This window comes from Kitasatospora sp. NPDC004272, from assembly GCF_053603035.1.
Window position 1 is genome coordinate 10,585 of sequence record NZ_JBSGET010000066.1, and the last position, 24,120, is coordinate 34,704.

A 24,120-nucleotide genomic window follows, 5' to 3' on the forward strand; every position below is an offset into this window, starting at 1 on the left:
GCCGGTTCCCCCTCCCGGGAGGGGGAACCGGCCCACCGCCGTCGTGCTGCCCCGGAGTTACTTCTTCTCCTTCGGGGCCTCCGCGTCCGTCGACAGCGCGGCGATGAAGGCTTCCTGCGGAACCTCCACCCGGCCGACCATCTTCATCCGCTTCTTGCCTTCCTTCTGCTTCTCCAGCAGCTTGCGCTTGCGCGAGATGTCACCGCCGTAGCACTTGGCGAGGACGTCCTTGCGGATCGCCCGGACCGTCTCGCGGGCGATCACCCGGGAGCCGATCGCGGCCTGGATCGGCACCTCGAACTGCTGGCGCGGGATGAGCTTCTGCAGCTTCCCGGCCATCATCACGCCGTAGTTGTACGCCTTGTCCTTGTGCACGATCGCGGAGAACGCGTCCACCGCGTCGCCGTGCAGCAGGATGTCGACCTTGACCAGGTTCGCGGACTCCTCGCCGATGGGCTCGTAGTCGAGCGAGGCGTAGCCGCGGGTCTTGGACTTCAGCTGGTCGAAGAAGTCGAAGACGATCTCGGCCAGCGGGAGGGTGTAGCGCAGCTCCACCCGGTCCTCGGAGAGGTAGTCCATGCCCTGCAGGGTGCCGCGGCGGGACTGGCAGAGCTCCATGATCGCGCCGACGAACTCGTTCGGGGCGAGGATGGTGCCGCGCACCACCGGCTCGTACACCTCGGCGATCTTGCCGGTGGGGAACTCGCTCGGGTTGGTGACGGTGTGCTCGGTGCCGTCCTCCATGATCACCCGGTAGATCACGTTCGGGGCGGTGGAGATCAGGTCGAGGTTGAACTCGCGCTCCAGCCGCTCCCGGATGATCTCCAGGTGCAGCAGGCCGAGGAAGCCGCAGCGGTAGCCGAAGCCGAGCGCGACCGAGGTCTCCGGCTCGTAGACCAGCGCGGCGTCGTTCAGCCGCAGCTTGTCCAGCGCGTCGCGCAGCAGCGGGTAGTCCGAGCCGTCCAGCGGGTAGAGGCCGGAGAACACCATCGGGCGCGGGTCCTTGTAGCCGCCGAGGGCCTCGGTGGCGCCCTTGTGCTGCGAGGTGATGGTGTCGCCGACCTTGGACTGCCGGACGTCCTTCACACCGGTGATGATGTAGCCCACCTCGCCGACGCCGAGGCCGTCGGCGACCTTCGGCTCGGGCGAGATGACGCCGATCTCCAGCAGCTCGTGGGTCGCGCCGGTGGACATCATGGCGATCCGCTCGCGCTTGGTGAGCTGGCCGTCCACCACTCGCACGTAGGTGACCACGCCGCGGTAGGCGTCGTACACCGAGTCGAAGATCATCGCGCGGGCCGGGGCGTCCTTGACGCCGACCGGGGCCGGGATCTTCTCGACCACGTGGTCGAGCAGGTCCTCGACGCCGAGGCCGGTCTTCGCGGAGACCTTCAGCACGTCCGCCGGGTCGCAGCCGATGATGTGCGCGATCTCGGCGGCGTACTTCTCCGGCTGGGCGGCCGGCAGGTCGATCTTGTTGAGCACCGGGATGATCGTGAGGTCGTTCTCCAGCGCCAGGTACAGGTTGGCGAGGGTCTGCGCCTCGATGCCCTGGGCGGCGTCGACCACCAGGATGGTCCCCTCGCAGGCCGCGAGGGAGCGGGACACCTCGTACGTGAAGTCCACGTGGCCGGGTGTGTCGATCATGTTGAGGATGTGCGTCGTGCCCGCGTTCTCACCGGACCTGGGCGCCCACGGGAGGCGGACGGCCTGGGACTTGATGGTGATGCCGCGCTCGCGCTCGATGTCCATCCGGTCGAGGTACTGGGCGCGCATCTGCCGGGGGTCCACCACGCCGGTGATCTGCAGCATCCGGTCGGCGAGCGTCGACTTGCCGTGGTCGATGTGGGCGATGATGCAGAAGTTGCGGATCACCGCCGGGTCAGTACGGCTGGGCTCTGGCACGTTGCTGGGGGTCGCGGGCACCTTGGTCCGATTTCTGATCCGATCAATATGGTTCCGCCCATCCTCCCATGCCGAACGGCCCTCGGTTCTTCCCGCCCGATCGGGCGTGCGGGAGGATCCCCCCATGATCTTGGAAAGCGCCCTGCTCGACGTCCTCCCCGGCCAGGAGGACGCCTTCCTCGCCGCCTTCGCCGAGGCCCGTCCCCTGATCGCCGCCCAGCACGGCTTCCGCTCCCTGGAACTGCGCCGCTGCCTGGACGCGGGCAGCAGCTCGCGCTTCCTGCTGCAGGTCGGCTGGGACACCCTGGAGGACCACACCGAGGGCTTCCGCCGCTCCCCCGAGTACGGGCGCTGGCGCGAACTGCTGCACCGCTTCTACGACCCGTTCCCGACCGTCGAGCACTACGGCGAGCCGCTGTTCACCGCCTGAACGGCCGGCGGGTGCGCGTTCGGGCGGGTGCGCGGCCGGCGGACCGTCGGCCGCGGGGCCCGGCGGTCCGGTTTGGGTCGAGCGCTGCGGCCCTGGTAGCGTGGGGCGCTGCACTCCGCCCTCGGCATGCCCTCTCAGCAGGCACGAGCGGGTACCGGAGTGCGACCCGTTTACCTGTCGATTCACGTCGATTCACACAGACTGAGGCTCTTTCGTGGCGAACATCAAGTCCCAGATCAAGCGCAACAAGACCAACGAGAAGGCGCGCCTGCGCAACAAGGCCGTCAAGTCCTCGCTGAAGACCGCCCTGCGCAAGGCCCGCGAGGCCGCTGCCGCCGGTGAGTCCGAGAAGGCCACCGAGCTCGCCCGCGCCGCCTCCAAGGCCCTCGACAAGGCCGTCAGCAAGGGCATCATCCACAAGAACCAGGCCGCCAACAAGAAGTCGGCGATCACCAAGCGCGTCAACGCCGCCGCCTGATCCAGGTTCTTCCCGCACGGCCCCGCCGTGCACCCGGTGCCGCTCCCGGCACCACCCCGGTAGGCGTGAACCCGCGGCCCTCTACCCGCTACCGCCGACCACCCGCTCCCGGAGACCCCGGCCCTCTACCCGGATCCCGGTGAGCCGCACGATCCGTACCGCACGCGGCCTGCGTTCGCCACGCGGGTGCGGTACACCAGCTCCACGGTGAGAGCGCCCGACCCCGGGACCTCACCCCCACTGCCCGCCCGGGCCCCCGGGCGGGCAGTCGGCGTTTCCGGCCCCTCTGCTCCCCTCCCTCTTCCCGCCCCGGGTCAGGTGAACGGGTGACAGGCGTCAACCTGCGTACCCGCGCGGAATCGGCTCCGGCCGGACGGCGGCGGTAGGGTGCGTGGCACCTTCCGTGCCCGTCCGACTACGCAGGGGAACGATGCCGACTCCACCGCCGTCCCCGCCCCCTCCGCCCTCGCCCTCGCCCGGGTACGGACCCGCTCCCGGCACCGGCTACGGCCCCGCCCCCGTGCCGCCCGGGCGGGCCGGCGGATTCGGCGCCCCGACGGGCGGGGGCGGTCGGGCCGGACGGGCCGGACGGGCCGGTCGGGGGCGGCGACGGGTGCGCGGGCGCGGGGTGTGGTGGGGCGTCGGCGGCGCGGTCCTGGCCTCCGCGGTGTGGTCGGCCGCCGTACTGACCCTGCCGCCGCTGGTGCGCGGCGTCCTCGGCCGCCCCGCCGCCCCCGCGTCGGCCGGCTACCGGGCCGCCGACGACCTGTGCGCCACCGCCGCGCTGCCCGCCTTCGCCCGGCTGTACCCGTCCCCGTCCGGCAGCCCGTACCACTACACGACGCGCCACCGGGTGCTGGACGAGATGTACTGCAGCCAGTACCGCCAGAAGGCCGGGGGCGACTCGGAGCACTACTCGCTCTACCTCCAGGTGCAGCTCCACCACCAGGTCGACCCGCGCCCGGAGTTCGGCGCCCAGCGCGACGGCCTGGCCCAACGCCACTACCTGATCAGCCCGGTGGCCGAACTCGGCGACGAGGCGTACCTCGGCTACCTGGACGACCCGGACCGCAGCGACACCGGCCGGCACTACCTGACCCAGGTCCTGTACGTCCGGCAGGGCGGCATGACCTGCTACGCCGGCTGGTCCGGCTCCTACCTGGACGGCCGGACGACCGCCCCCGACCTCGACCTGGTCCGCAGCGCCCTCGTCAGCGACACCCGCGACATGCTGCGCGGCCTCAGCGGCTCCCCCGCCTGAACGCCGCCCGAACGGCCCGGCTGTACCCGGTCGGACGGGCCTAGTAGGGGCGGGACCCGGCCCGGGAGGCGCGGGCGACGGCGACGACGGCGCGTTCGAGCGCGTACGCGGGATCGTCGGAGCCGCCCTTCACCGCGGCGTCGGCCTCGGCGACGGCGGTCAGTGCGGCGGCCACCCCGTCACCGGTCCACCCGCGCATCTGCTGGCGCACCCGGTCGACCTTCCAGGGCGGCATGCCGAGTTCGCGCGCCAGGTCACCGGGCCGCATGTTGCGGCCCGCGGAGGCGAGCCGGCCGATGCTGCGGACGCCGGAGGCGAGCGCGTAGGTGATGCCGGTCGGCGGCTGGCCGACGGCCAGGGCCCAGCGCAGCCGCTCCAGGGCTTCGGCGGCCCGGCCGGTCACCGCGAGGTCGGCCACCTCGAAGCCCGTCGCCTCGGCGCGGCCGCTGTAGTACTTGGCGACCGCCGTCTCGTCGATCGGCCCCTCGACGTCAGCGGTCAACTGGCTGCAGGCGGCGGCCAGTTCCCGCAGGTCGCTGCCCAGGGAGTCCAACAGCGCCTGACACGCCTCGGGGCTGGCGGCCCGCCCAAGGGTGCGGAACTCGTTGCGGATGAAGGCCAGTTTCTCGTTCGCCTTGGTCAGCTTCGCGCAGGCGACCTCCCGGGCGGCCGCCTTCTTCGCCGCGTCCAGCAGTCCCTTGCCCTTGGCACCGCCCGCGTGCACCAGCACCATGATCACTTCTTCGGCGGGCGACTCCAGGTACGCCTTGACCTCCTTGACCGAGTCGGCCGAGAGGTCCTGCGCGGCCCTGACCACGATGACCTTCCGCTCCGCGAAGAGCGAGGGCGTGGTGAGCTCCGCCAACTGGCCCGGCTGCAGCCCCCCCGGCGGGAGGTCCCGGACGTCCGTCTCCGGGTCCGCCGCCCGCGCCGCGGCCACCACCTCGGCGACCGCGCGGTCGAGCAGCAGCTCCTCCTGGCCGACCGCAACGGTCAGCGGGGCGAGCAGGTCGTCGGGTGCACTCTTCCTGGCCATCGCCTATCAGGATCGCACGCCGCGCCGACAGCCCTCCGCACCCCGGCTCCTCCTCGCCGGCTCCCCCTCTCCACCGCGCCCTGCCCGCCCGCCCGCACCCGCCCGTATCCGCCCGCCGGTTCCGGGAAGCGGGGCCGATTCCGTACCGGGTGCGGGGCTGGGGAGAATGATGACGTGATCGAGAACAATGACCGTCAGTTGCTCGTCCTCCCCGACCGCGATGCGGCGGAGGAGGTCGCCGAGGAGCTGAGTGCGCGCTGGCCCGAACTGGGTGACGTCGAGGTGGTCCGGGACTCCCTCGCCGGCGAGGACGACGCCGAGGACGCCCAGTGGCTGGTGGTAGTCGAGGCCCCCGAGGACGAGGGCTGGACCGCCCGACTGCTGACCGAGCTCGACCAGTTGGTCGCCGAACAGGACGGCTGGCGCGAGCAGGGCTGATGCCCTCCCCTCCCACCCTCCCCGTCCGCTGACTCCCTCCTTTTCGACATCCCTTGGTCCCGCCCGAACGAGGTGACCCCACCCGCTCGGGCGGGCGTTTCCGTACCGGCCCCGGTCCGCACCACTCGAACCGCACTCACCGGGCCTCCGCCGCCGACCCCAGCGCCGGCCCCCGCTGTCCGCCGCCGATCGCCGGGCCCGCTCCCGCGCGACCGTTCAGCCGTGGCCGGAGCGCGAACGCGTCGCCACCGCGAGGGTCCGCGAGTCGCCCAGGACCGCGATGTCCCCGGAGTCGTCGGTCCGGACCACCATCGCACCCAGCGCCCTGAGCCCGGCCACGGTCTGCGGCGCCGGGTGCCCGTACGGGTTCCCCACCCCGCAGGAGATCAGGGCCAGCCGCGGCCGGAGCGCGGCCATCAACGCCCAGTCCTGGTTGGCCGATCCGTGGTGCGCGACCTTGAGGACGTCCACCCTCCCCACCCGCGGCGGGCCCGTCCCCGGCGGCGGCCCCGGCCCGCTCGGGCCCGTGCTCCGCCCGGCAGCCCCGGTCTCCCCCGCAAGTACCACGCGGTCAGCCTCCTTTCCGTCCCCGGGAGTCGGTCCGCCGCCGGTCGCCCCGCGCTCCGACTGCCGGGCCGGGGCCCCGGCCCGGGGCGGCGGCCGTGGCAGCGCGCCGAGCGCCAGCAACGCGGCCTGGGCCGGGGGTTCCAGGTCTCCGATCAGGGCGACCCGCAACGCGGCGGCGGGCGGGCCGAGCAGGGCGAGGACCGCGATGCTGGAGTTGTTCGGGCCCTCGGCCCCGGGCGCCGACGGCGAGGTGGGCCAGAGGACCTCCCACGCCAGTTCCGCTCCGGCGGTGCGCCGCTCGCCGCGCTGTGCGCGCACCACCGGGACGCCGCCGGCTGCCGCCCAGCGGAGCACCCGGGAACGCTCACCGTCCGGCTCGCCCGAGGCGGTCACCTCGATCGATCCGACCGACCGGCCGCGCAGGACCCCGGGGATGCCCTCCGCGTGGTCGGCGTGGAAGTGGGTGAGGATCAGCACGGGGACCCTGGTCACTCCGAGGCTGCGCAGGCAGGCGTCGGCCGTCTTGGGGTCCGGCCCGGCGTCCACCACCACGGCGGTCCCCGGTTCGACGGACAGGACCGTCATGTCGCCCTGACCGATGTCGCACATCGCCATCCGCCAGCCCGGCGCGGGCCAGCCGGTCGCCAGCCGGACGACCGGTGCCGGGCGCAGCAGGACCAACGGCAGCGCCAGGGCGACGGCGAGCGCGACCAGTGCCCTGGTCCTCCGCCGCCGGGCACGGTGACCCGCCAGGAGCGGCGGTACCGACCAGGCCAGCGAGACGATCACCACGACCAGCAGGGCCGCGCCGAACGGCCCGGCGGGCCAGCCGAGTTCGGCTCCCGGAAGCGCCGCACCGCGCCGTGCGACGGCGACCAGCCAACCGGCCGGCAGTGCTGCGAGGTCCGTCAGGAACTCCGCCGCTCCCTTCCAGAGCGGTGCGATCGCGAGCGCGGCGAACCCGAGCAGGGTGGCGGGGGCCACCGCGATCTCGGCCAGCAGGTTGCACGGCACCCCGACCAGGCTGACCCGGGGTGCGAGCAGGATGGTGACCGGTGAGCAGAACGCCTGCGCCGCGGCGGTGGCGCCGACCGCCGAGGCCAGGTGGTGCGGCCAGCGGCGCGCCCGGAGCGCCGCCGTCCAGCTCGGGCCGAGCACCAGTAGCCCGGCGGTGGCCAGTGAGGAGAGCAGGAACCCGTACGAACGGGCCAGGTGCGGGTCCACCAGGATCAGGACCAGCACCGCTCCGGCCAGCGCCGGCACCCCTCGCCGGGGGCGGCCGGTGGCCAGGGCGAGCAGTCCGATCAGCCCGGTGGCGGCGGCTCTGAGCACGCTCGGGTCGGGTCGGCAGACGGTGACGAACGCCAGCGTCAGCACGGTTCCGAGCAGCGCCGTGGTGCGGAACGAGAGGCCCAGCAGCCCGGCCAGGCCGCCGCGGCCGGGTGCGTCGGGCTCGCTCGGCGCACCACCGACCAGGACGGCCAGGACGATCGCCAGGTTGGCGCCGCTCACCGCGACCAGGTGGCCGAGGTCGGTGGCCCGGAACGCGTCCGACAGGTCGTCGGGCAGCCTGGACACGTCTCCCACCACCAGCCCGGGGAGCAGCCCGCGAACGTCCGGCGGCAGGTGATCGCAGGCGTCGCGGAGCCCCTTTCGCAGCTGGGCCGCGAGGCGCTGCGGAAGGTTCGGCCGGTCGGTGATCCGCGGCAGCCCCTGCGGGACGAGCAGCGCCGCACTGTCGGTGCCGGCCCTTCCCGCTCGGCCTGTCGTCGGTGGCTGTTCCGGCAGCACCTCCGCCCGTAGTTCCAGGCCGGTGGAGGGGATCAGCCGCTGCCACGGGTAGTCCTGCGGGGACCGGATCAGCAGGGTGACGGGTGTGCGGGTGGCGATGGGCGGCGGGGCGGGGCCGCCGAGGCGGGCGGGGGCGGCCCGGACTTCGGTGACCAGAGCCGGAACGGTCAGGCTCGGCCGGGACAGCGAGCTGCCCCGGGTGTGCGGGCCGTGCTGTTTCGGATCGCCCGTGACGGTCAACTCGACGGTGATCTCGGGAGTTGCGGTGTCCTCCTTCCGTGGTTGCTCTGCCGTGTCCCGTTGGTCGCCACCCGCCCGCTGCCCCGCCCCGGCGGACGGTGCGGCGGCAGTCGGGACGGGTGGGCGGGCCAGCGCAGGTAGCGGGCCCCGGTGCAGGTCAGCGGTGTGCAGGACGGTGGTGGTGGCCGCGGTGGCGGCGGTCAGCAGGACGGCGGCGGCCAGGCGGTGGACCTTCCGGCGGGTGCCGCCGCCCCGGAGCAGGAGCGGGGAGACTGCGGCAGCCACCAGCGCGGCCGCGAGCACTGTCGGGTGTCGGTCTGGGGCCAGGCCGAGGACGGTGGCGGTGACGGCCCACGCGGTGCAGGCCGGCAGGAGGAGCCGGTAGTCGGTCCGGTGACGGACAGCGGTTGGTGTGACCGGCATCGGGGCTCCTCCTCCTCATCGACGCGGGCGGGGTCGGGCGGCGTGCAAAAGGCTTCGAAGTCCTTTCTCCGCAGGGGTGTTGCACTCGGCGCGGGGGCCTGCTCAGGTCGTGCCGATCGGCGGGTCCGGTTCCAGGGGCGGCCTCCGAGTCGTGGGCGGTGTCGTCGCGGCGGCCGCGCCCCGTAGGGCGGGCCAGGCCAGAGCGCGGGTGCGGGCGGCAGGGGCGCCTTCTCCGCCGGGGCACGGTTCCGCGCTGGCGCATGGCAGGGCGGTTCCCCGTGCTTCCGGGTGTGCACGGCCGGAGAGGCGGTCGGCCAGCGGGTCAGAGAGTCAGGAGCGGTTTGAGGTCTTCGTACTTCCGGGCGCCGATGCCGGGGACGTGGCGGAGTTGGTCGATGGACTGGAAGGGGCCGTGGGTGAGGCGGTACTGGAGGATGCGTTGGGCCAGTGCGGGCCCCACTCCGGGGAGCGAATCGAGTTGGTCCGCGCCCGCGTGGTTGAGGCTCACCGGGCCGGTGGGCCCGGTCGGGGCCGCGCCACCGGGTGCCTGGCCGGTGTCCACGAGGATCTGCTCCCCGTCGGTGAGCGGGCGGGCGAGGTTGAGGAGGCTGATGTCGGCCCCGGGGAGCGGTCCGCCGGCGGCCGCCAGGGCATCGGCGACCCGTGAACCCGCGGGGAGGGTTCGCAGGCCGGGGTGCTGGACTTTCCCGGCGATGTCGACGACGAGGGACGGATCAGTCGGTTGTTGTGGTGGCGCTCCTTCCGCGGTCCGGTCGGACACGGCTTCGGCCATGGCGATGGCCGGTACGGGCACGGGGTGCGGCCGGCCGAGCCAGAAGTGCTGGACGGCGTAGCCCGTGGCGAGGACGAGCAGGACGGTCAGGCCGAGCACGGCCCGGCGGTCGAGGGCGAACGCGGCTGGGAGGCGCAGCCGCAGGGGGAGTCTCGGCGGAGTGGTGTGGGGCACGGTGGCGGGCTTCGGGGCGGACGGGGGTTCGGGCGGGTTTTCCGGGTCCGACGACGCATCGGGCCGGTCCGGTACCGGAGGCGGGAACCGGGGTGTCACGGGACGCTCCGGCTGAGCGGCCCCGTCCGGGGCGGTCGCCGCTGCGGGCGGGTCCCGCTCCGACGGCGAAACGGCTCTCCTGCGGCCGGAGGCACCGGCTTCCCCGACGCTGGGCGGTGGCGACCCTGCCGGACGAACGCAACGCGCGGCCGCGCCGTACCTCGCAAGGACGCTCGAAGACGACAGTGCTGACGGCAGGCCGGCGGTCGGCGACAGCCCTGGCCCGGGCGCCGCCTCCGGCACCGGATCGGGCACTGCCTCCGGCTCCCGCTCCACCGTTCCCTCCGGTCGGAGCGGCTCTGTGGATCCGGAGGTGCCCTGCTCGGGCTCCGACTGTCCGTCCGGGCCGGTCTCCGCTCCGCACGCCGGTCGCGTCGGCGATGAGGGATCGGCGCCGCATTCGATGGACGCGTCGAAGAGGTCGGAGTCGTTGGACGGATCCGCCGGGAGGAGCCGGCCGAGGCGGGTTCGGACGGCCTCGCCGGCCTGGCGCCGACGGGTCTGGGGTGTGGTGATGGTCCTCATGGCGAGGACAGTAGATCGATGCCGGCGGACCGTCGGAGAATTCGTCCGCCCCTGTGGACAACTCGGGCCTGTGGATAACTCCTGTCGCTCGGACGAGTGAATCCGGCCGAGTTCAGTGTGACGATGCGACGATCGGAGAAATCACCACAGCCAGCAGACCAGGGCCGACGTGCGCCCCGATGACCGCGCCGACCTCGCTGACGCAGAGCTCCTTCAGGCCCGGGATCCGCTCCCGCAGCCGTTCCGCCAGCGGTTCGGCCCGGTGCGCGGCGGCCAGGTGGTGGACGGTGACGTCGACCGGCTGCCGCCCGGCGTACTCGACGGCGATCTCTTCGAGCCGGGCGATCGCCCGGGAGGCCGTGCGGACCTTTTCCAGCGGTTCGATCCGGCCCCCGGCCAGGTGCAGCAGCGGCTTCACCGCCAGCGCGGAACCGACCAGTGCCTGGGCCGTTCCGATCCGGCCCCCGCGCCGCAGGTGCTCCAGGGTGTCGACGTAGAAGAAGCCCGCGGTACCGGCTGCCCGGTTCTCGGCCGCGGCGACCACCAGGTCGAGGTCCGCCTCGGTGGCGCCGGCGTCCGCCCCACCCTCCCCGGCGGGGGCGCCCTCGGCGGGGGCGGCGTCGGGCTCCGATCCGGCGCGGGCCTCGTCCAGTGCCACGGCCGCTTCGGCCGCGGCCAGGACGCTGCTCCCCAGCGCCATGCCGACGAGCCGGCTGTCGACCACCCGGACCGGGATCGGCACGGCCGCGGACGCCAGCCGGGCGGCCTCCGCCGTACCGGAGAGCTCGGCCGACAGGTGGATCGAGACGATGCCGCGCGCACCGGCTTCCGCGGCCGCCCGGTAAGCGGCGGCGAAGGTCTCGGGGCTGGGACGGGAGGTCGTCACCCGCTGCTTGGAACGCAGCGCCTCGGCAACATCCTTCGGGGAGATCTCGACGCCTTCGGCGAAGACCTCGTCACCCACCGCAACGCTGAGCGGTACCACCCGGATCCGGTGCCGGTCCACCGCCTCCTGGGGCAGATACGCGGTGGAATCCGTGACAAGTGCGAGGTGGCCGGGCATGAGCCGGAGGTTACCCGCCACCGGGCCGGGATGACAGCGCTCGTCATTCGATGGTTTGACCCCGAATGGGCCGGGTAACTTCTCCGCACACGGAGAGCGACTGCACCATGACGCGGGGTCATGGGCGGTTGGGGCCCGCCGGGTTCGGCTTGCGGAGGCGGTCGGCGAGGCGGGAGAGCGGCTCGGCGGCCAGCCCGAGCAGTTCCTCGGCACTGGTCGAACGGTTGGAGCCGAGTCCCTTGCGGCGGTCGGCGGACTCCTCGGCGGAGGCGGCTGCGGAGGCCGTACCGGAGGCGTCCGTCCCATCGGCGGCGGGGGCGGACGAGGTCCAGTGGCGCAGGGCGCCGGCCTCGTCCTGGCACTCCTTGCCGAGGCGGGCGAGTTCGTCGTCGGCGAAGCGACGCATCCGGTCCTGGGCGGCCCAGCGCAGGGAGTCCGCGGAGTGGGTGATCCGCTCGGCGCGCTCACGCAGTTCGGGGAGCCTGGCGGCGACCCGGCCGTTCGTCGGCTCGCGCTCCATCATGCGGAGTTCGGCGTCGAGTTCCGCGGCGTGCGAGTCGAGGCGGGCCAGTAGTTGGAGCGCGTCGCCGAGTTGGCCGTCCTGCGGCAGGCCGCCCTGCAGCACCTGGCGGGTGGAGTCCAACGCGGTGCGCAGGGACAGCCGGAGGCCGGCGATCCGGCCCTGCTCGCCCGGCCTGGCGATGCTCTTCGCCTTCAGCGCCGCGTTCTCCATCGCCCGCTGGGCGTTGGCGCTGTGCCGGTCGACCTTGGCCGCCACCGCCTTCGCCGCCTTCACCGTCCCGACCACAGCCATCACCAGGAGGGTCACCCCGAACAGCGCGACCAGAGCCACCACCACACCGAGCGCTTCCATCGGGAGCCCACCTTCCGCCCGTGACCGGCCCTGAACCGCCCGGTGCGGTCCGCTTGTCCGCCGGACTTCCACCGTAGCCCGGAGCGGCGGTCGACAGCAGGTCGCAGACGCTCCTCACCCCCGAGATCAGGGACAGCTCAGGGATATCCCCAAGCGATCGCCCCGGGATCCCGGAGCACACTCGCACGAAGAACGGAGCCGCCTTGTCCGCTTCCCCCCGCCGCCTCCCCCTTCCCCGTCTCCCCCGCTTCCCCCGGCTCGGCCGCCCCGCCGGGCCCGTCCGGCCCGTCCGGTTCCTCGGCACGCCGACCGATCCACCGGTCCGACCGCCGGCCCGGCCGCGGACGGCGAAGGGCCGGCCGCCCCACCACGGGGACGACCGGCCCTGCCTGGCCGGCGACGTGCCGACCGGGGTTCCGTCAGCCGGTGACGATGTTCACCAGCTTCGGCGCGCGCGCGATGACCTTGCGCACCTGGGCGTCGCCGATGGCGGCGACCACGGCCGGGTCGGCCAGGGCCAGTGCCTCCAGGTCGGCGTCCGAGATGGACGGCGCGACCTCCAGGCGGGCCTTTACCTTCCCCTTGATCTGCACGACGCAGGTCACGGTCTCGTCGACCACGTACGCCGGGTCGGCCACCGGGTAGTCAGCGAAGGCCAGCGACTGCTCGTGGCCCAGGCGGCGCCACAGCTCCTCGGCGATGTGCGGGGCCAGCGGGGCGATCAGCAGGACGATCTGCTCGGCCACCGGCCGCGGCGTGGAGCCCCGCTTCACCAGGAAGTTGTTCAGCTCGATGGCCTTGGCCACGGCGGTGTTGAACCGCATGCCCGCCATGTCGCCGCGGATGCCGTCGATCGCCTTGTGCAGCGCGCGCAGCGTCGCCTCGTCCGGCTCCTCCTCGGTGACCACCAGTTCGCCGGTGACCTCCGAGACGATGTTGCGCCACAGGCGCTGCAGGAAGCGGTAGGAGCCGACCACGGCGCGGGCGTCCCAGGGACGGGAGACGTCCAGCGGGCCCATCGACATCTCGTACAGGCGCAGCGTGTCCGCGCCGTACTCGTCGGCGAACTCGTCCGGGGCGATCGCGTTCTTCAGCGACTTGCCCATCTTGCCCGCCTCGCGGCGGACCTTCTCGCCGTTCCAGAAGAACTCGTCACCGATCTCCTCGACCTCGGCGGCGGGCACCGGGAAGCCCCGGTCGTCGCGGAAGACGTCGGCGGTGATCATGCCCTGGTTGAACAGCTTGTGGAACGGCTCGACCGAGGAGACGTGGCCCAGGTCGTGCAGCACCTTGTGCCAGAAGCGGGCGTACAGCAGGTGCAGGACCGCGTGCTCGGCGCCGCCGACGTACAGGTCGACGCCGCCGGCCGGCTTCTCCGCCGTCGGGCCCATCCAGTAGGCCTCGTTGGCGGGGTCGACGACCGAGGCCGAGTTGACCGGGTCGATGTAGCGCAGCTCGTACCAGCACGAACCCGCCCAGTTGGGCATGGTGTTGGTCTCGCGGCGGTAGGTCTTCGGGCCGTCGCCCAGGTCCAGCTCGACGTTGACCCAGTCCTCGTTGCGGGACAGCGGGGTCTTCGGGGAGGAAGCGGCGTCGTCGGGGTCGTAGGTGTGCGGCAGGTAGTCCTCGACCTGGGGGACCTCGACCGGCAGCATCGACTCGGGCAGGGCGTGCATCGCGCCGCTCTCGTCGTAGACGATCGGGAAGGGCTCGCCCCAGTACCGCTGGCGGCTGAACAGCCAGTCGCGCAGGCGGAAGTTGACGGTGCCCTCGCCGATGCCCTGCTCGGCCAGCCAAGCGGTGATCCGGGCCTTGGCGTCGACCACGGACAGGCCGTTCAGCGAGATGCCGTCGCGCTCGGAGTTGACCAGCACCGAGTCGTAGGTGTCGAAGGCGTCGTCCCAGGTGTGCGGGTCCTCGCCGCGGCCGTCGGTGGGCCGGACGACGCAGCGCATCGGCAGGTTGAACGCCTGCGCGAAGGCGAAGTCGCGGCTGTCGTGCGCCGGGACGGCCATGATCGCGCCGGTGCCGTAGCCCATCAGCACGTAGTCGGCGATGAACACCGGGATCTGCTCGCCGCTGACCGGGTTGGTCGCGTAGGCCCCGGTGAACACGCCGGTCTTGACCTTGGCGTCGGCCTGGCGCTCCACGTCGGACTTGGCGGCGGCGACCGCTCGGTACGTGGCCACGGCGGTGGCCGGGTCGGCGGCACCGCCGGTCCACTCCTCGCGGGTGCCGGCCGGCCACTCGGCCGGGACGACGGTGTCGACCAGGGCGTGCTCGGGCGCCAGGACCATGTAGGTGGCGCCGAACAGGGTGTCGGGGCGGGTGGTGAAGACGGTGACGGTGTCGGCGCCGACGGTGAAGTCGACCCGGGCGCCCTCGGAACGGCCGATCCAGTTGCGCTGCTGCAGCTTGATCGCCTCGGGCCAGTCCAGCAGGTCCAGGTCGCTGATCAGGCGGTCCGCGTAGGCGGTGATCCGCATCATCCACTGGCGCAGGTTGGACTTGAACACCGGGAAGTTGCCGCGCTCGGAGCGGCCGTCCGCGGTGACCTCCTCGTTGGCCAGCACGGTGCCCAGCCCGGGGCACCAGTTGACCGGCACCTCCTTGGAGTACGCCAGCCGGTACTCGCCCAGCACCTCGTCGCGCTCGACGCCGGACAGCTCGGCCCAGGCGCGACCGCCCGGCACCGCACGCTCACCGGACTCGAACTGGGCGATCAGTTCGGCGATCGGCCGGGCCTTGGCCGTGTCCTCGTCGTACCAGGAGTTGAAGATCTGCAGGAAGATCCACTGCGTCCAGCGGTAGTAGTCCGGGTCGATCGTGGAGATCGAGCGGCGCGAGTCGTGCCCCAGGCCCAGCCGGCGCAGCTGCTTGCGCATGTTGGCGATGTTGTCCTCGGTGGACACCCGCGGGTGGATGCCGTACTGGACGGCGTACTGCTCGGCGGGCAGGCCGAAGGCGTCGTAGCCCAGGGTGTGCAGCACGTTGTGGCCGGTCATCCGCTGGTAGCGGGCGTACACGTCGGTGGCGATGTAGCCCAGCGGGTGGCCCACGTGCAGGCCGGAGCCCGACGGGTACGGGAACATGTCCATGATGAAGCTGTGCGGCTTCGTCGCGACGGACGTCCCGTCGGCCAGCGGGCCGGTCGGGTTGGGGGCGTCGAACGTCCCCTCCTTCTCCCACAAGTCCTGCCAGCGGGACTCGATCTCGGCGGCCAGCGCGGCGCCGTAGCGGAAAGGCTCGGTGGCGGCTTCGGCCGCGCCGGATGCGGGGGTCGTCTCGCTCATGGTCCTTCAGGCTCCATCGTCATCAGTCAGCGAACAGGCCGTAGAAAGCAGAAAGCCCCTCCTCAGGAGGGGACGCCACGCCGACTCCGGCCCTCAAGCCGGTCCTGGTCAGCGCGGCCGGCTAAGAAGCAGGCGCACGGTTCGCATGGGCTCAGGGTACCGCACCCCCTCAACCCACTTTCGCGTCACCACGTCAACCCCCGCCCGCACCCGCCCGACCACACCGCCACCAGCCACGCACTCCACCGCCGCCCGCCCCACCATCGCCCGCACCGCCCCGACCGCACCAACCGCCCCAGTCACCCCGCCCGCCCGACTCGCCCCGCCCAGCCACGGGCTACGCCTCCGCGCGCATCGCGGTGTCGAAGTCCCGCAGGGCCCGGGCCACCCGCGCCGACTGCATGCCGGCCGCGAGCAGCCGCGCCCGGTCGGCGGTGCGCTCGGCCTCGGCCCGCTCGCCGGTGCGCCGGTAGGAGTCGGCGAGGCGCACCATCAACAGCGCCTTGGCCCTGGCCCGTTCCACCGAGAGGGCGTCGATCGAGGCGAGCAGCAGGCTGCGTGCCTGCGCGTGCTCGCCCAGCAGCAGGTACCCCTCGCCGACCATGCCCTCCAGGTCGGCCCGCTCCTGCGCGTGTCCCTCCACGCCCTCCAGCACCCGGAACGCCCGCTCCGCGACGGCCTCCGCACTGATCTGCTCCCCCTTGCGGCCGTGCGCCCGGGCGATCCGCCCCAGTTGCAGCGCCCGCTCACGCGGCGTCAGCACGGCGTCGGCGGCGCGCAGCGCGGTGGAGAGCATCGCCACTGGATCGAGCCCCCGCCCGCCGGAGTTGTACGTGGCCTGGACGGCGAGGCAGCCGACCACGCCGACGCCGAGCCGCGGGTCGCCCGAGACGTGCGCGGCCCGCAGCGCGGCGACGAAGGCGCGCTGGGCGGCGGCGTCGTTGCCCATGTCGTAGTTGGCCCAGCCGACCAGTCGGGCCAGCCGGCTGGCCGCGCCGTAGAGTTCGCGGCCGAGCGGCTCGTCGTAGCGGCCGAGCTCCAACAGCTTGCCCACCATGGCGAGTTCCGCCTTGGCCAGGTCAAGGATCAGGCCGCCGCCGTAGGCGCGCTCCAGACGCTGCTTGGACTCGTAGGACAGCCGGAGGTCGGCCAGTTGCTCGGGGGCGATCCGCAGCGCGCCCTCCCCACCGGCGACCGGCGGGGGCGGGGAGGCCCAGTGCCGGGCGGCCTGCTCCAGTTCGTCGCCGCGGAACAGGTCGGTCAGGCGCACCGGGGCACCGTCGGCGCCCGCCTCGCGGAGCGCGGTCTGCGCGGTGTCGGCGGTCCACGGGTCGGTCAGCAGCCGGGGCGAGAGCATCTTCGCGCCCCGGTGGGAGCCCATCCGCCCCCAGAGCTGCTCGTAGGTGACGGCGATGCCGACGCTGCGGCCCAGCACCTCGCAGACGGTCTGGTCGTGCGGCGAGCGCGGCACCATCCCCCGGTCCCGCCACTTGTACGGTGCGGTGGCGCTGATCGCCATGCCGGTCGGGAGCACCGCGTTCACCTCGCGGGCCAGCCGCTCCGGGCTCCAGCCGAGCTGGTGGAGTATCCGGGCGAGTTCGTCGTTCCGTTTTCGCACCAGGTCGGCCATGCCACGACCGTAGCGGCCCCGTCCCCCGCTCGGCAGGGAAGTCCGGTGAACGGCCGAAGGCCGCCCCTAGTGGGACGGCCTCCGGACTGCTGTGGAGCTAAGGAGAATCGAACTCCTGACCTATTGCATGCCATGCAATCGCTCTACCAACTGAGCTATAGCCCCATGCTTTCACCGCTGCCACCTGCGGTTTCCCTCGGCGACATCGACAACTGTACACGGTCGGCGCCCCCGGCCCTAATCCGTTCCGGAGCCCCACGATGATCCCCGCGGCACCCCTCGCAGCACCTCCCACGGCGCTCCTCACGGCACTTCTCGCGGCACTCCTCACGATGCTTCTCGCAGCGTCCCTCACGGTGGCCCTCGCGGCGGTCCGCCCTGCACACCCGGCCGGCCCGGCGCCCGCGCCCACCCGCAACAACACCGAAGGCCGCCACCCTCTTCGGGTGACGGCCTCACGGAACTGCTGTGGAGCTAAGGAGAATCGAACTCCTGACCTATTGCATGCCATGCAATCGCTCTACCAACTGAGCTATAGCCCCGCGACACTGACGACCACTCACGGACCACCGGTGCGGAGTGGAGCTAAGGAGAATCGAACTCCTGACCTATTGCATGCCATGCAATCGCTCTACCAACTGAGCTATAGCCCCGCAGTTCCGCGACTCCCGCCCCCGGTTTCCCGTCTGCGTTCCTCACTGCGAACGAGGAAGACTCTAGCTGGTCAGAGCCGGAACTGTGAAATCCGGGTCGGTCGGCCGCCGGACGCCGCCTCAGGTCTCGTCGCCGATGACCGGCTGCGGCAGCGTGCCCGCGTTGTGCTCCAGCAGTCGCCAACCGCGCGAGTCCTGGCCGAGGACGGACCAGCAGCAGTTGGAGAGACCGCCGAAGCGCTCCCACATCTGCGGCTCCAGGCCCAGCATCCGGCCGATCATGGTGCGGATGGTGCCGCCGTGGCTGACCACCACCAGGGTGCCGTTCTCCGGCAGCTTGCCCACCGCGTCCAGCACCACCGGGACGGCCCGGTCGGCCACCTCGGTGGCCAGTTCGCCGCCGCCGCGCCGCACCTGCTCGCCGTTCGCCCACGCCTCGTACTGCTCCGGGTAGCGGGCCCGGATCTCGGCGTTGGTGAGCCCCTGCCACTCCCCCGCGTAGGTCTCCCGCAGACCCTCGTGGTGGTGCACTTCGAGGCCGGTGAGGGCGGCGAGCTCGGCGGCGGTGCGCCGGGCCCGCTGCAGGTCGGAGGAGATCAACAGGTCGGGCCGGAGCCCGGCGAGCAGTCGGGCCGCCCGCTGGGCCTGGAAGACGCCCTGGTCGGTGAGCTCGATGTCCGTGGTCCCCTGGAACCGGGATTCGAGGTTCCAGGAGGTCTGGCCGTGCCGCCAGAGGACGATGCGCGGCCAGGCCCCGGCCCGGCTCAGAGGTCGCCCCCGGAGACGGCGTTGCCGGCGGCGTCGGTGACGGCGTTCTCCGGCCGGTTCCGGGTCGCCAGGGCGTCCTCGGGCAGCGGCAGCTCGGGGCAGTCCTTCCACAGGCGGTCGAGCGAGTAGAAGGAGCGCTCCTCGGAGTGCTGGACGTGCACCACGATGTCCAGGTAGTCGAGCAGGATCCAGCGGCCCTCGCGCTCGCCCTCGCGGCGCACCGGCTTGACGTCGAGCTTCTCGCGCAGTTGGTCCTCGATCTCCTCGGCGATCGCCCGCACCTGGCGGTCGTTGGCTGCGGAGGCGATCAGGAAGGCGTCAGTGATCGACAGCACCTCGCTGACGTCGAAGGCGATGATGTCGTGCGCCAGCTTGTCGGCCGCCGCCTGCGCGGCGACGGTGATCAGTTCCTGGCTTCGGTCGGTGACGGTCACGATGCTCTTCCGGATCGGCTGTGGGGATACTCCCCCAGGATCTCACGAACGCGGCGGGGCCCCCGAGCGTTTTCCGCCCGGGGGCCCCGGCCGCGCTTCCGCGGTGTCCCGCGGGGCCTCCCCCTCCGGGGATCCCCGCCGGTTCTCCCCGCCGGTTCTCCCTACTGGTTCTTCTGGGTCGCCGGCGGCTGGTAGTCCTTGCCGATCACCAGCACCAGGTCCGCGTTCTGCTCGTCAGTGACCTTCTTCACCGCCGAGTCCGGCAGGTTCATGCTGGTGGCCAGGGTGAGGGCCGCCGGCTGCTTGGCGTCGTCGGTGTAGCGGATCTCGGAGGTCGCCTGTTCGGACGCCTTGGCGCTGGAGGGCAGCGGGTCCATGCCCGCGTTGATGACCATGACCTTTGCGGCTTCCGCCGAGAGGTCGTTGCCGGAGGCATTGACCAGGGTGACCCGGGTGGAGCCGCCGGTGCCCTTGACCTTGCCGATGGTGCCGCCGAGGATCTCCTTCACCTGCTTGCCCGCGACGGCGTCGTCCAGGGTGCCGTCGGCCTTCGCGGTGAGCGTGACGGTGGACAGGTGCCCCGCCTTCCCCTGCTTGGCCAGGTTGACCAGCACACCGGCCAGCGCGTTCTCCGGGAGCGACGGGTCCGGGACCGAGTTCATCCGGTGCACGTCGTCGGTGGCGTCCGACATGGTGGTCGGCATGGTGCCGATCACCGCGGCCATCACCTGCCCGAAGCGGGCGAGCTGAGCGTCCCGGCTCTCCCCCGGTGCCTGGAGGGTCGCGTAGGCGACGGCGGCGCGCCCGTTCAGCAGGACGTCCTTGCCCGCCTTGGCGAGCACCTTGCCGTCCGCCTTGTTGTCCTCGCGCACCTCGGCGTTGGTGTCCACCTTGATGCCGCCGAGCTGGGAGACCAGCAGCAGCAGGTAGGGGGTGTCCAGTCGCCAGGTGCCGGCCACCTTGGCGCCGAGCACCGCGGAGAGGCCGTCACGGGTGGCGGAGGCGCCGATCTCGTCCAGGGACTTGCCGACCGTGGTGGTCGCGGAGTCGCCGTTGCTGGGCAGCTGCAGGGTGTCCGGCAGCAGCAGCACGGTCGCCTTCTTCCCGCCCTCGTCGTCGACCAGCAGCGCGGTGGTGACCTTGCCCTGCGGGTCGCGCAGGTGCACCACGTTGACGTACCGGCCGCCGACCGCCGCGTCGGCGTCGCCGCCGCCGCCGAGCTTCCCGCTCCACCACAGGTAGCCGACGCCGCCGGCCGCGAGCACCGCCACCGCCACCAGCAGCGAGAGCAGCCGGTTGCGCAGCCGCCGCCGGCGCTCGGCCCGCACCTCGCTGCGCGAATCGGCGAACTTCAGCCAGTCGATCGCGTCCTCGGACTCCTCCGTCTGCTCGTCGACGAAGTCGAACTCGGACGTGGTGTACGAGTCACCGCCCTTGCCCTTCGCCCGGGCCGCCGCTGCCGCCGCCCGCCCGCCGACCAGCTCGGACGGCTCCTCTACCGGCGCGTTCGCCGCACCGGCCGTCGGAGCAGCAGCGGCCGGACGCGCCCGCCGCCCCGCGCCCGTAGCCCCGGACGCGCCCGCCACCCCGGGCGCACCGCCCGCGGCGGCGGCCCCGCCCACCGGGCTCACCGGAGGCGCCGAACGCCCCGCCGCCCGACCGGAAGCCTGTCCGGGAACCTGTCCCACCGTCTGCCCGGGAGCCTGTCCGGGCACCTGCCCGGGAGCCGTCACCGGGAATTGCGCACCCTGCTGGTACGGCGCCTGCTCCGGCTGCCGCTGCCCGTAGTAGGGGTCGTAGGACTGCTGCCCGTACCCGTCCCCGCCCGGCTGCCCGTCGAACTGTCCCTCGTGGCCGCGCTGTTCGAACCCCTGCGGCTCGTACCCGCCCTGCTCGTACCCGCCCTGCCCGTAGCCCGACGAGTCATAACCGGGCGCCTCGTACCCGGAAGGCTCGTACCCGGAAGGCTCGTAGCCCGCCTGCTCGTACCCGCCCTGCCGGTGGCCGCCCTGTCCGTAGCCCTGCGCCGGGTACCCGGGTGCGGGGGCCTGCTGCCCGCCGCCGTAGGGGTCCTGCGAGTACGCCCCGGACGACTGCTGGTGCTGCTGGTGCTGCTGGTACTGCTGCTGGTACTGGGGGGCGCCGTACTGGTCGTACCGACCGCCCTGCTCGTGCGGGCCGGACTGCTGCTCGTACCCCTGCTGCCCCTCGTAGCCCTGCCCCTCGTACCCCTGCTGCTCGTACCCGGAGCCCTCGTACCCCTGCTGCTGCGCGTAGTAGTCGGGTTGCTGCTGCGGGTGCTCCGGGCGGGGCGGGCGGGAGTGGGACTGGGGCTGGGGCTGGGGCTGGGGCTGCTGCTGGCCGAACCAGTTCTGGTCGTCGGACGTTCCGGTCACGTCGTCCCTCCTGGGGGCATCAAGGCCGGGCCGACGCGTACAGCGCCCGCTTGTGGATGTATCGGACCACGCCGTCCGGCACCAGGTACCAGATGGGCTCGCCCTTGGCGACGCGCACCCGGCAGTCGGTGGAGGAGATGGCGAGCGCGGGCACCTCGACCAGCGAGACGCCGCCGACCGGCAGGCCGGTGTCGGAGAGAGTATGGCCCGGCCTGGTGCAGCCGATGAAGTGCGCGAGGTCGAAGAGCTCCTCGGAGGAGCGCCAGGAGATGATCTGCGCGAGGGCGTCGGCGCCGGTGATGAAGAAGAGTTCGGCGTCGGGGTGCAGGCTGCTCAGCTCGCGCAGGGTGTCCACGGTGTAGGTGGGGCCCTCGCGGTCGATGTCGATCCGGCTGACCGAGAACTGGGGGTTCTCGGCGGTCGCGATCACCGTCATCAGGTAGCGGTCCTCGGCCGGCGAGACCTGCCGCTCGGACTTCTGCCAGGGCTGCCCGGTGGGGACGAAGACCACCTCGTCCAGCTGGAAGGCGCTCGCCACCTCGCTCGCGGCGACCAGGTGGCCGTGGTGGATGGGGTCGAAGGTGCCGCCCATCACGCCCAGCCGTCGCCTGCGCGGACCGCTGTCCGGTACCGGGGTGCCCGGCGCGGAGGTGCCCGGCGCCACGTTCGTCCCGGAGGTCTCGACCTGCTCTCTCATGGCGCCACACCTTACGCGACGCGAATGTCCCGGGGGTTCCGCCGGTCAGCGGTCCCCGGGCGCACCGCACGCCCACCGTCCCGCCCGCCACCCCGGGGGCCGCGGGCGCGCGGCGGGCGGGGCGGCGGCGCGGCCGGTCAGCGGTCGCGGTTGAAGCGGGTGGTGATGAACAGCAGGAGCAGCAGGATGAACAGCGCCGCGCCGCCCGTCAGCAGGGGGTTGAGGCTGTCGTGGTTACCGCCCTCCTCGGCGAGGCGGGCGATGGCGGGCAGGGCAGCAGAGCTCATGATCGGCGGGACCTTCTCGGCTCGGTGTGAGGACCAGGCGGTCACGGACCGTACGGCCCGCGCGCTCATCGTACGGGGGCCCGACGCGCAACCGCGCGGCGGCCCACCGCGTCTGACCGCCCGTGAGCCGTCCTCCGCCTGCCGACCCCGGTCGAACGCCAGCGGAGCACCGGCCGAGCACCGGTCGGACGCCGGTCGGACGCCGGCCGAGCCCCGGCCGAACGCAGGACCGGCCCCGGGAAGGACCCGGTTCAGCCCAGGTCGTCGGCGGTCCGCCCGGCCGCGCCGGACGGCTCGGCCTCGCGGGCGGCCGCGCGGGCCGCGTCGCGCTTGGCGCCGTCGCGGCCGGCCCGGGCCAGCGCCCACACCATCAGGCCGACTCCGACGAAGGAGGCGATCAAGATGATCCGCAGGAACAGACCGGGGCCGTTCTCGCTGGAGATCGGTCCGGCGAGCTGGACCAGGGCGGCAGTGGACATCGGAGCTCCTTGTTCGGTACGGCAGAGCCAGGGTAGTCCCGTTTACCGCCGCCCCCGCCCCGGCACCCCCGGTACCCGCGGGGCCCGTCCGGGCCGTCCGGGGGCGTCCCCGGTCTCCCGGGGCGCGGGGCGGACGGCGTAGCGTGACCGCGGGGACGAGTACGGACACACCGACGTTGAAGTGGAAAGCAGCGGGGGCCGGCCAGGGGGCCGGTGCCGGCGTCGATCCAGGAGAGGTACTCAATGACCGACATGACCAAGGGTTCCGCGCCGAGCCGCCGCCGCCAGCGCTTCCCGGAGATCTCCACCCGGGCCTGGGAGCACCCGGCGGACCGCTCCGGCCTGGTCGCGCTGCGCAAGCTCAGCGGCTTCGACGACGTCCTGAAGAAGCTGGCCGGCCTGGTGTCGGAGCGCAGTGTGCGCCTGATGTTCCTGGCCACCGCGGTCAAGACGTCGGAGCGTCAGTTCCCGGAGCTGTACGACATGGTGCGCGACGCCGCGTACCTCCTGGACCTGGACAAGGTCCCGGACCTGTACGTCTCCCAGGACCCGAAGGTCAACGCGTACTGCATCGGCATGGACACCCCGGTGATCGTGGTCACCACCGGCCTGGTCGAGCTGATGGACGAGGAGGAGCTGCGCGCGGTGATCGGCCACGAGGTCGGTCACGCGATGTCGGGGCACGCGGTCTACCAGACCATGCTGCTGATCCTCACCAACCTGGCGACCCGGATCGCCTGGATACCGCTGGGCAACCTGGCGATCATGGCGCTGATCACCGCGCTCAAGGAGTGGTTCCGCAAGGCGGAGCTGTCCAGCGACCGGGCCGGTCTGCTGGCGGGGCAGGACCTGCAGGCGTCGATGCGGTCGCTGATGAAGCTGGCCGGCGGCGCGCACATGGCCGAGATGAACGTGGACGCGTTCCTGGAGCAGGCCGCCGAGTACGACAAGGCGGGCGACCTGCGCGACAGCGTGCTGAAGCTGCTCCAGGTGCTGCCGCAGTCGCACCCGTTCGCGGTGGTACGGGTGGCCCAGCTGAAGAAGTGGGCGGAGAGCGAGGAGTACCGCTCGATCATGGCCGGGGCGTACCCGCGCCGCGGCGACGACCCGGACGTCTCGGTCGGTGCGCAGTGGAAGGCCGCCGCCGAGTCGTACTCGCAGTCGGTGAAGGACAGCAAGGACCCGCTGATGGGCCTGCTCCGCGACCTTGGCAACGGCGTCGGCACGGTCGGCGGCAAGCTCCGCGACACCTTCGCGGGCGCCGGCCGCAGCAACGGCGGCAACGGCAGCAACAACGGCAACGGCGGCGACAAGGAGGACGGCGGCTCCCGGGACTGACCCTCCCGGCCCCGGGCCGACCCTCCCGGCCCGGGGCCGGCCCTCCCG

The 24,120-nt window shown here is 72.7% G+C and carries 19 protein-coding genes and 3 tRNA genes; 5 read left to right on the top strand and 17 right to left on the bottom strand.

Annotated elements, in window-relative coordinates; genetic code table 11:
• Window positions 1–57 precede the first annotated feature (57 nt).
• Window positions 58–1,926 (bottom strand): translation elongation factor 4, encoded by a 1,869-nt coding sequence (gene lepA, locus ACWEO5_RS20985; protein WP_452163818.1) that lies wholly within the window; start codon window positions 1,924–1,926, stop codon window positions 58–60.
• A gap of 103 nt (window positions 1,927–2,029) precedes the next feature.
• Here lepA and ACWEO5_RS20990 point away from each other — a divergent pair, with 103 nt between their 5' ends.
• From ACWEO5_RS20990 to ACWEO5_RS21000, 3 genes are all read left to right on the top strand, one after another.
• Window positions 2,030–2,335, top strand: coding sequence for an antibiotic biosynthesis monooxygenase family protein (locus ACWEO5_RS20990; RefSeq protein ID WP_452163819.1), 306 nt, complete (start codon window positions 2,030–2,032; stop codon window positions 2,333–2,335).
• 214 nt (window positions 2,336–2,549) lie between these two features.
• Window positions 2,550–2,813 (top strand): 30S ribosomal protein S20, encoded by a 264-nt coding sequence (gene rpsT / locus ACWEO5_RS20995; protein ID WP_344550029.1) that lies wholly within the window; start codon window positions 2,550–2,552, stop codon window positions 2,811–2,813.
• A gap of 613 nt (window positions 2,814–3,426) precedes the next feature.
• Window positions 3,427–4,074, top strand: a complete 648-nt coding sequence (locus ACWEO5_RS21000; protein WP_452163820.1) for a hypothetical protein — start codon at window positions 3,427–3,429, stop codon at window positions 4,072–4,074.
• A 40-nt stretch (window positions 4,075–4,114) separates the two neighbouring features.
• Here the strand turns inward: ACWEO5_RS21000 and holA are convergent, their stop codons facing one another.
• Complete coding sequence (gene holA, locus ACWEO5_RS21005; protein WP_452163821.1) at window positions 4,115–5,110, bottom strand: DNA polymerase III subunit delta; 996 nt, start codon at window positions 5,108–5,110, stop codon at window positions 4,115–4,117.
• Window positions 5,111–5,284: 174 nt separating this feature from the next.
• Between holA and ACWEO5_RS21010 the strand changes: the two genes are divergently transcribed.
• Window positions 5,285–5,548, top strand: a complete 264-nt coding sequence (locus tag ACWEO5_RS21010) for a hypothetical protein (protein ID WP_344550033.1) — start codon at window positions 5,285–5,287, stop codon at window positions 5,546–5,548.
• Window positions 5,549–5,764: 216 nt separating this feature from the next.
• Here ACWEO5_RS21010 and ACWEO5_RS21015 read toward each other — a convergent pair whose 3' ends face one another.
• From ACWEO5_RS21015 to ACWEO5_RS21085, 15 genes are all read right to left on the bottom strand, one after another.
• On the bottom strand, window positions 5,765–8,569 hold the full coding sequence (locus tag ACWEO5_RS21015; RefSeq protein WP_452163822.1) for a ComEC/Rec2 family competence protein: 2,805 nt from the start codon (window positions 8,567–8,569) through the stop codon (window positions 5,765–5,767).
• A 322-nt stretch (window positions 8,570–8,891) separates the two neighbouring features.
• A complete protein-coding gene (locus ACWEO5_RS21020) occupies window positions 8,892–9,536 on the bottom strand; it encodes a helix-hairpin-helix domain-containing protein (RefSeq protein WP_452163823.1) in 645 nt (214 codons plus the stop codon).
• Window positions 9,537–10,272: 736 nt separating this feature from the next.
• Entirely contained in the window at window positions 10,273–11,223 is a 951-nt protein-coding gene (locus ACWEO5_RS21025; RefSeq protein WP_452163824.1) for a DegV family protein, read from the bottom strand.
• 118 nt (window positions 11,224–11,341) lie between these two features.
• On the bottom strand, window positions 11,342–12,097 hold the full coding sequence (locus ACWEO5_RS21030; protein WP_452163825.1) for a hypothetical protein: 756 nt from the start codon (window positions 12,095–12,097) through the stop codon (window positions 11,342–11,344).
• 419 nt (window positions 12,098–12,516) lie between these two features.
• Window positions 12,517–15,390 carry a leucine--tRNA ligase gene (leuS, locus tag ACWEO5_RS21035; protein WP_452163826.1) on the bottom strand — a complete coding sequence of 958 codons (2,874 nt, stop codon included), beginning with the start codon at window positions 15,388–15,390 and terminating at the stop codon, window positions 12,517–12,519.
• A 337-nt stretch (window positions 15,391–15,727) separates the two neighbouring features.
• On the bottom strand, window positions 15,728–17,020 hold the full coding sequence (locus tag ACWEO5_RS21040; RefSeq protein ID WP_452163827.1) for a hypothetical protein: 1,293 nt from the start codon (window positions 17,018–17,020) through the stop codon (window positions 15,728–15,730).
• Between the two features lie 92 nt (window positions 17,021–17,112).
• A tRNA-Ala gene (locus tag ACWEO5_RS21045) sits at window positions 17,113–17,185 on the bottom strand.
• A gap of 304 nt (window positions 17,186–17,489) precedes the next feature.
• Window positions 17,490–17,562 (bottom strand) — tRNA-Ala (locus ACWEO5_RS21050).
• A gap of 38 nt (window positions 17,563–17,600) precedes the next feature.
• Window positions 17,601–17,673: transfer RNA gene (locus ACWEO5_RS21055), tRNA-Ala, on the bottom strand.
• A gap of 120 nt (window positions 17,674–17,793) precedes the next feature.
• Window positions 17,794–18,441: a histidine phosphatase family protein gene (locus tag ACWEO5_RS21060; protein WP_344550111.1), complete on the bottom strand. Its 648-nt coding sequence runs from the start codon at window positions 18,439–18,441 to the stop codon at window positions 17,794–17,796.
• The gene (gene rsfS, locus ACWEO5_RS21065; protein ID WP_030458222.1) at window positions 18,438–18,875 is read right to left on the bottom strand and encodes a ribosome silencing factor; all 438 of its coding nucleotides are present in this window, start codon (window positions 18,873–18,875) and stop codon (window positions 18,438–18,440) included. The genes ACWEO5_RS21060 and rsfS overlap by 4 nt, the downstream gene beginning before the upstream one ends.
• A gap of 161 nt (window positions 18,876–19,036) precedes the next feature.
• On the bottom strand, window positions 19,037–21,271 hold the full coding sequence (locus tag ACWEO5_RS21070; RefSeq protein WP_452163828.1) for a LytR C-terminal domain-containing protein: 2,235 nt from the start codon (window positions 21,269–21,271) through the stop codon (window positions 19,037–19,039).
• A gap of 19 nt (window positions 21,272–21,290) precedes the next feature.
• Window positions 21,291–21,968 carry a nicotinate-nucleotide adenylyltransferase gene (gene nadD, locus ACWEO5_RS21075; protein WP_452163829.1) on the bottom strand — a complete coding sequence of 226 codons (678 nt, stop codon included), beginning with the start codon at window positions 21,966–21,968 and terminating at the stop codon, window positions 21,291–21,293.
• A gap of 137 nt (window positions 21,969–22,105) precedes the next feature.
• On the bottom strand, window positions 22,106–22,255 hold the full coding sequence (locus tag ACWEO5_RS21080) for a hypothetical protein (RefSeq protein WP_344550042.1): 150 nt from the start codon (window positions 22,253–22,255) through the stop codon (window positions 22,106–22,108).
• Between the two features lie 251 nt (window positions 22,256–22,506).
• On the bottom strand, window positions 22,507–22,734 hold the full coding sequence (locus tag ACWEO5_RS21085) for a hypothetical protein (RefSeq protein WP_344550043.1): 228 nt from the start codon (window positions 22,732–22,734) through the stop codon (window positions 22,507–22,509).
• 243 nt (window positions 22,735–22,977) lie between these two features.
• Between ACWEO5_RS21085 and ACWEO5_RS21090 the strand changes: the two genes are divergently transcribed.
• A complete protein-coding gene (locus ACWEO5_RS21090) occupies window positions 22,978–24,072 on the top strand; it encodes a M48 family metallopeptidase (RefSeq protein ID WP_452163830.1) in 1,095 nt (364 codons plus the stop codon).
• Window positions 24,073–24,120: the final 48 nt, after the last annotated feature.